Annotated in this window: 6 protein-coding genes; 4 read left to right on the top strand and 2 right to left on the bottom strand. The window is 69.5% G+C overall.

What is annotated here, in order from left to right; translation table 11 throughout:
* Nucleotides 1-391 precede the first annotated feature (391 nt).
* From VKG81_RS18590 to VKG81_RS18580, 3 genes are all read left to right on the top strand, one after another.
* Nucleotides 392-1,204 (top strand): acyl-CoA thioesterase domain-containing protein, encoded by an 813-nt coding sequence (locus VKG81_RS18590; RefSeq protein WP_324398063.1) that lies wholly within the window; start codon nucleotides 392-394, stop codon nucleotides 1,202-1,204.
* Nucleotides 1,205-1,277: 73 nt separating this feature from the next.
* A complete protein-coding gene (locus VKG81_RS18585) occupies nucleotides 1,278-2,063 on the top strand; it encodes an SDR family oxidoreductase (protein WP_324398061.1) in 786 nt (261 codons plus the stop codon).
* Nucleotides 2,060-3,292 carry a zinc-binding dehydrogenase gene (locus VKG81_RS18580; RefSeq protein ID WP_324398059.1) on the top strand — a complete coding sequence of 411 codons (1,233 nt, stop codon included), beginning with the start codon at nucleotides 2,060-2,062 and terminating at the stop codon, nucleotides 3,290-3,292. Before VKG81_RS18585 ends, VKG81_RS18580 begins: the two co-directional genes overlap by 4 nt.
* Before the next feature lie 4 nt (nucleotides 3,293-3,296).
* On the opposite strand, the gene VKG81_RS18575 is transcribed toward VKG81_RS18580, so the two are convergent.
* Both VKG81_RS18575 and VKG81_RS18570 read right to left on the bottom strand, forming a co-directional pair.
* Nucleotides 3,297-3,953 (bottom strand): L-fuculose-phosphate aldolase, encoded by a 657-nt coding sequence (locus tag VKG81_RS18575; protein ID WP_324398057.1) that lies wholly within the window; start codon nucleotides 3,951-3,953, stop codon nucleotides 3,297-3,299.
* On the bottom strand, nucleotides 3,950-4,894 hold the full coding sequence (locus VKG81_RS18570; protein WP_324398064.1) for an NAD(P)-dependent oxidoreductase: 945 nt from the start codon (nucleotides 4,892-4,894) through the stop codon (nucleotides 3,950-3,952). The genes VKG81_RS18575 and VKG81_RS18570 overlap by 4 nt, the downstream gene beginning before the upstream one ends.
* Nucleotides 4,895-4,957: 63 nt before the next feature.
* Between VKG81_RS18570 and VKG81_RS18565 the strand changes: the two genes are divergently transcribed.
* Nucleotides 4,958-6,346 (top strand): xylulokinase, encoded by a 1,389-nt coding sequence (locus VKG81_RS18565; RefSeq protein ID WP_324398055.1) that lies wholly within the window; start codon nucleotides 4,958-4,960, stop codon nucleotides 6,344-6,346.
* Nucleotides 6,347-6,785 lie beyond the last annotated feature (439 nt).

Genomic DNA, 6,785 nt, shown 5'->3' with positions numbered 1-6,785 from the left:
TTGGACATCGATGTCGCGGAGCTGGTCTGGGACGGCGAGCGCAGCCACGTGACGGACTACCTGTCCGCGCACGGCTGGCGCGTCAGCATCCATGGCACAGAGCAGCTGTACGCCGCCAACGGGTTTCAATTCCCCGACGACTCATGGATGGGCCGGGGCTTCCGGTCGTAGAACCGCCGCGGCTTGACACCAGCCCGCCGCTGCTCCTGACGATCGTGCCGCCGGCGGCGGAAACGACCTCACCGGTGGTCGTAGTTTTGCCGCCCTGGTTCCCCTGATTCACAGCTTTTGCCCAAGCGCTGAGATGCACGACCATCGGAAGCATGCGGTGCGGGCAGGCATGCACCGGGGTGGGCGATGCGGGCGGTACACGTCGTGCGAGGATGCCCAAGTGGCCGTGGAGCCGTCTCATTTCACGTTGACGGAGAACCACGGGTTCATGCCGACCGCATTTGCGCAGAGTCACTGGGGCGCCGATCATCTCAGCGGACCGGCGCTCGTGGGATTGGCGGGCTGGGTGCTCGAACACCACTGCGGATCGACGGACTTCATGCCCGCGCGGCTGACGGTGGACTTGTTCCGGGCGGCACGAGGTGCGCCCACGACGACCACGGTGTGTGTCCTGCGTGACGGTCGGCGCATACGCAGCGCGGAATGCGACGTCCTTCAGGGCGGGGTGGCGGTGGCCCATGCCGAGCTCATTCAGTACCGCCGCTCGGCCGCACTGCCCGGCCGGCAATGGATCGCGCCGATGTCTTTCGGTGCACCGCCCGCGCTCGACGGGGAGATCCTGTCGTATGTCGGGAGCGACGACGGGGGGTGGAGCCGGTCGCCGGCCCGCCACCAGAACGACTCGCGCAAGCGCTTCTGCAACCGTGGTATCAAAGTGCTTGCCAACGAGGAAAATACACCGTCTGTTCGCGCTGCGATGGCCGCCGAGGAAACCAGCCTGGTGACGAATCTGGGAACACGTGGGATGGGCTACATCAACGGCGATGTGACCGTGGGGTTATCGCGCCTGCCGCTTGGTGACTGGATCGGTGTGCAGGCCGATTCGCACTGGGCATCCGATGGGGTCGCGGTCGGGACCGCGACGCTCTTCGACGAGTCCGGCGCGTTCGGGTCCGGCATGACCACCGCAATCAGCAATCCGGCGGCGCAGATCGACTTCACACACGATCCGTTCCCGCTGCGGAGCCCGTAGGCCCGTGCGTTATCGCCGACGCCGCGTGGTGCCCGCTCTACACTGACGCCAGCATCGGCCGGAAGGCGGATTCATGGCGCATACGACGGCAGGCAAGCGGGTGCTGATCACCGGCGCCTCGTCGGGAGTGGGAGCTGCCCTTGCCCGGCAGCTGGCCGCACGGGGGGCGGTGGTGGGGCTGATCGCCCGACGCCGGGAGCGACTCGCCGAGGTGCTGGCCGACTGCCGAAGGACCTCGCCGGCGTCGATGATGTGGGTGGCCGACCTGGCGGATACCCCGGCCGTCATTCGTCTGGGGCGAGCGGCCTCCGACGCCCTCGGCGGTGTCGACGTTCTTGTCAACAACGCCGCAATCCCGAAACGCCGGGCGGTCACCGCGCTCGATCCGGCGGAGGTGGAGGCGGTCATGCGGGTCAATTTCTTCGCCCCGATGCGCCTCGCCCTGGCCGTCCTTCCACAGATGCTGACGCGCGGTGCGGGCGTGATCGTCAACGTGTCCAGCGTCGGCGGCCGGCTCGGCATCATCCACGAAGCCGCATACTCTGCCAGCAAGTTCGCCCTCTGCGGCTGGAGCGAATCCATGGCCGTCGACCTGCACGGCACCGGGGTGTCGGTGAAGCTGATCGAGCCGGGACCCGTCGACACCGAGATCTGGGACCAGCCCGACAACGAGAAGCCGCTCTACGTCGGGCCCAAGGTGGAGCCCGGCGAAGTGGCGGAGGGGATCATCGCGGCGCTGGGCAGCGACCGCTTCGAGCACTACGTGCCGGACATGAAGGCGGTCGTCGACGTCAAGAACGCCGACATCGACACCTTCATCATCGGTTCGGCCGCCATGGCGCGGCCCACCCTGTCATGAGGGCGCTGGTCTTCGGCGTGGCGGCCGAGCCGATCGAGGTGCCCCCCGATGCCAACCCGCTGACCGCGAACCTGGCCCGAACGCCCGTGGCCCTGACGGATCTGCCCGATCCGCAACCCCTGCGCGACGATTGGGTGATCACCCGGCCGCGGCTGACCGGCATCTGCGGATCGGACTCCAAGCAGATCCTCCTCGACTTCGGCGAGGGCGACACCGACAACGCCATGGCGGCGTTCTGCTCGTTTCCTCAAGTGATGGGCCACGAGGTGGTTGCCGACGTGGTCGCGTTGGGGCCGAGGGCGCGGGGCCTTCACGTCGGGCAGCGGGTGGTCCTCAATCCCTGGTTGTCGTGCGGGCCGCGTGGCATCGAGCCGCCGTGCCCGGCCTGCGCGAGCGGCGACTACAGCCTGTGCTGGAGCTTTTGCGATGGCGACATCAAACCTGGAATCCACAGCGGCGTGTCGGCCGACGTGACGGGTGGGTACGCCCAGCTGATGCCGGCGCACGACAGCATGTTGTTCCCGGTTCCCGACTCGGTGCCCGACGAGCTCGCGGTGTTCGCGGACCCGTTCTCGGTGTCGCTGCACGCCATTACCAGGCATCCGCCGCCCCGGTCGGGCCGGGTCCTGGTTTATGGCGCCGGCTCCCTCGGATTGTGCGCCGTCGCCATCCTGCGGGTCCTCTACCCCGACACGCAGGTGGCGGTCGTGGCCCGCTTCGCTGCCCAGGCAGAGCTGGCCCGCCGGTTCGGGGCCGCCAGGGTCTTGGCGCACGAGCCGCGCCTGGCGGTCATCGAGGAGCTGGTCGCCTGGGGCGGTGGCCGGCTGCGGCAGCCGCTGGAGGGGCTCCCGATGGCCCACCCCGGTCCCATCGACGTCGTCTACGACACCGTCGGCAAGCCGGAAACGTTCGAAGTCGGCGTGCGGGTCCTGACTTCGCGAGGAACCCTCGTGAAGGCGGGTGTACACGCGCCCGGCCGGTGGGAGTGGAGCCCCCTGTACTTCAAGGAGATCTCCTGGGTGGGGTCCAATGCCTTCGGGGTCGAGGAGGTGGCGGGGCAGCGCAAGCACGCCATCGCGCACTACCTCGACCTCGTCGTCGACGGACGCGTGGACCTGCGGCCCATGCTGACCCACACATTTCGGTTGGAGCAGTGGCGCGAGGCGTTCCTCGCGATCGCCAACCAGGGCGAGAGCGGCGCCGTCAAGGTCGTCATCGACCAGCGCTGAGGGCCTAGAGCGGGTTGGCGCGCAGATAGCTGTAGATGGCGGCGAAGCCTTGGTTGACGTCGTCGGGGATCGCAACGGGTCCACCGAGTGCACGGGCCCCCCAGACGATTTGGGCGGTGCGCTCCACCAGCGCGGTCACGTGCAGCGCACGGTCGGGTCGCGGGCCGACCGCAACCAGGCCGTGGTTGGCGATCAGGGCCGCTGCCCGGCCTTCGAGCGCTTTCACCGCGTTGTGCCCGACGTCGGGGGTGCCGGAGGCTGCGTAGTCGGCGCACCGAACGTCCCCGCCGCAGTAGACGGCGAACTCGTCGATGCAGGCTTCGATGGGCTGATGGGCGACGGCGAACATGGTGGCCCACACGGGATGGCTGTGGATCACGCTGCCGATGTCGTCGAACGCCCGGTAGCACGCCAGGTGCAGTTTCATCTCCGTGGAGGGGGATCGTCCTTCCCCGGCATGAAGCACGGCGCCGTCCGGGTCGACGAGCACGAGATCGTCGAGTGCCATCTCCCCGTAGTCGACCGACGACGGCGTGATGACGAGGTTGCCGTCTTCGCGCCTGGCCGAGATGTTTCCCGCCGTTCCCTCGACCAGGCCGCGGCGCAGCATGTCCTTGGCGGCGGCCAGCACCGCGACTTCGGGGTTGTCAACAAATCTCACGAGGCGAGCACCTCCGGGTTGACGATGTAGGTGGGAGTGGTTCCCGACAGGAGCGCCTCGAGGCCGTCGGCGACCATCTGCGCCTGCCGGACCTCAGTGTTCCACGTCGCCCCACCGATGTGGGGTGTCAAAATGACGTTGGGCATGGCCGTCAGCGGGTGATCCGGCGGCAGCCATTCGCCGACGAAGTGGTCCAGTCCCGCCGCGGCCACCTTGCCGCTCTGCAGGGCTTCGACGAGGGCGTTGGTGTCGTGCAGCTGCGCCCGGGCGGTGTTGAGGAAGACCGCACCGTCGCGCATGTCCGCGAACTGCGTGGCGCCGATCATCCCGACGGTGTCGTCGGTGACGGGTGCATGCAGGCTGATGATGTCGGCCTCCGCGAGAAGTTCGCCGAGGCTGTGGCGGGCCTCCTCGTTGTAGGGGTCGTGGGCGATGACCGGGACACCCAGCCCCGACAGGCGCCAGCGAAGGGCCCGGCCGACGGCGCCGAGCCCGACCAGCCCGGCCGTCCGTCCGGCGACCTCCCATGCCCGGAATCGCTGGTAGGGGATGGTGCCGTCGCGATACACCTCGCCGGCCCGGACGTCGGCGTCGGCGGTCACCAGGTGACGGGTGGCGGCAAACAGCAGCGCCACCGCCATCTCGGCGACCGCGTCCGCGTTGCGCCCCGGCGTGTTGAGCACCGGGATTCCCGCTCTTGTCGCGCCGGCGATGTCGACGTTGTTGGGATCCCCGCGGGTGGACGCGATGGCCCGCAGGCGCAGGTCGAACACCGGGCCGCTGACCGAATCGCTTTCCACGACAACCACATCAGCGCCTTCCGAGCTGATCCGACCGGCCAGTTGCTCGGCGTTGTAGATCCGCAGCGGAGCCTGGTCGATCCACGGGTCGTAGATCACGTCGGCGAGCTGTCGCAGCCTGTCCAGGCCCGGGCCCCGCATGGGGGCGGTCACGAGCGCGCGAAGTCGGGTCACGACTGCTCATGCTGGCGTACGGTGACGCGCGTGTCACCCAAAGAGGTCACAATCGGCATTGACGTCGGCACGACCGCCGTCAAGGCGGTGGCGGCCGACGAGGACGGCCGGGTGGTGTCCGGGACACGGATTCCGCACCAACTGCGCGTACCGGCGCCGGACCGGTTGGAACACGACGCCGACGAGGCGTGGCGGCGGGGTCCGTTGGCGGCGCTGCGCCGGTTGGACCGGCCCGATGCCCGGGCGGTCGCGGTCTCCGCCCTGGCCCCGTCTCTGACCGCCGTCGATTGCGCGGGTGACCCGGTCTCGCCGGGCCTCTTGTATGGCGACGGCCGCGGCCGGGTGCCGTCGGGGGTGGGCGCGCAGGGGCCGGCGATCGGCGAGGCGGCCGAGTTCCTGCGCTGGACGGCCCGGGAATTGCCGGACGCGGCCGGGTACTGGCCGGCGCCGGCGGTGGCGAACTACGCGCTGGCCGGTGATGCGGTGGTCGATCTCGCCACCGCGGCCACGATGTTCCCGTTGTTCGACGGCAGCGGCTGGAGCCCCGGGGCCCTGGCGGGATGCGGAGTGACCGAGGGCCGGATGCCCCGGGTCGAGATGATCGGGGCCGCCGCCGGCCACGTGCACGGGATGGACGCCGTGCTGGCCGTGGGCGCCATTGACGCGCTGTGCGAGCAGCTCGTCGCCGGCGCCGACCATGACGGCGACGCGCTCGTATTGTGCGGCACGACCCTGATCGTGTGGGTGAGCATCCCGGAGGCTCGGCAGGAACCGGGTCTGTGGACGATTCCGCACCCGGTGTCGGGGAAGAGCCAGATCGGCGGGGCGAGCAATGCCGGCGGCCTGTTCCTCGGCTGGGTGGACCGCCTGCTGGGACCCGGCGACCCGGCGACGGTGGATCCGCGCCGGGTGCCGGTCTGGTCGCCGTACGTGCGGGGCGAACGCACGCCTCTTCACGATCCCGACCGCCGCGCGGTGCTCGACGCGTTGGATCTCACCCACGACGCAGCCTCCGTGCGGCGTGCTGCCTTTGAGGCGTCGGGTTTCGTTGTGCGGCAGCTCATCGAGCTGTGCCGAACACCGTTGTCACGCATTGTGGCCGCGGGTGGAGGCACCCGCGTCGAGCCGTGGGTGCAGGCCATCGCCGATGCCACCGGCCGGCCGGTGGAGGTGTCGGCGGTGGCTGAAGGCGCGGCGCTCGGAGCGGCTTTCCTCGGCCGGGTGGCCGCGGGTCTCGAAACATCGATGGCCGACGCCGCACGATGGGCCTCGATCGGCCGCATCGTCGAGCCGGATCCCGCCTGGCGCTCGGCGATGCAGGACCGCTACGGCCGCTTCCTCGAGCTGGCGGGCCGGCCGTCGGGGGCGCTGACAGCACTTGACCCGGGTCGCCGGGAGGCGCAGACGGCCCGACGGTGACCTGCGGTCGCGCGCAGAACAAGGCTGCGGACGGATTCGCGCACAGCAGCATTTGATTGGTCGTCACGTGAACTCACGGTGACGCAACCGTAGGGTGCGAGCTCAGCCCAGACCGTGATGTATGTCACAGTCGATGCACTGGGGGTAGGGCGCGCCGAATCCGTTGGCGCCGAGGCATTCGCGGGTCGGCGGCGCGTGCCGCGACCGTTGCCGAGCACTTTTCGGGCGATCGTTGGCACCGCCCGTCTGTGAGGACGCGCGGACGAGCCGCGTCTGGCCGAGTGGCGGGGGGGTGGTTTGCCCGTTACCGTTCTGACCAATCGGCGACAGAACAGGGATCCCGACCGAGGCCAGAGGTGAAATTGCAACAACAGAAGCTCAAGGTAGTCGCGGCTGTCGCGGGCGCGGGTGTGGTCGTCACGATGGCCGCGATGACGGT

This window comes from Mycobacterium sp., from assembly GCF_035314905.1.
In the GTDB taxonomy this organism is placed as follows: Bacteria; Actinomycetota; Actinomycetes; order Mycobacteriales; family Mycobacteriaceae; genus Mycobacterium.
Note: the sequence above shows the minus strand (reverse complement) of the source record. Positions and strands in the feature narration are given on the sequence as shown.